This is a genomic window from Shewanella sp. ALD9 (genome assembly GCF_002836315.1).
In the GTDB taxonomy this organism is placed as follows: domain Bacteria; phylum Pseudomonadota; class Gammaproteobacteria; order Enterobacterales; family Shewanellaceae; genus Shewanella.
The window spans coordinates 1-341 of the sequence record NZ_PJCD01000028.1; the positions used below are offsets into that span (position 1 = coordinate 1).

At 42.8% G+C, this 341-nt stretch carries 1 protein-coding gene; it reads right to left on the reverse strand.

Features of this window, described 5'->3' with window-relative positions; translation table 11 throughout:
- Positions 1-341 (reverse strand): DDE-type integrase/transposase/recombinase (locus CXF88_RS14405; protein ID WP_157822806.1); only part of this gene is annotated, 341 nt, incomplete at both ends.

Below are 341 nucleotides of genomic sequence, written 5' to 3' on the forward strand. Positions count from 1 at the left end.
TAGTATGTAATTCAACGCATCCAGCTTCGCTTCATCAAAATTGTTGTAACCATACTTCGGCATCCATTCTGTTTTAAAACTTCTAAAAAAACGTTCCATTACCGCGTTATCCCAGCAGTTTCCTCGTCGACTCATACTCTGCGTTATTTGATATTTCCACAGCATTTGTCGATATTGAAGACTACTGTAATGGCAACCCTGGTCAGAATGAAACATCAGGTTTTGGGGCCGTCCACGACTTTCAAATGCCATTCTTAATGCTGCACAAGTCAAATCGGTATTCGGGCTGTCAGAGCAAGCCCAACCCACCACTTTTCTCGCATACAAATCCATTACCACGG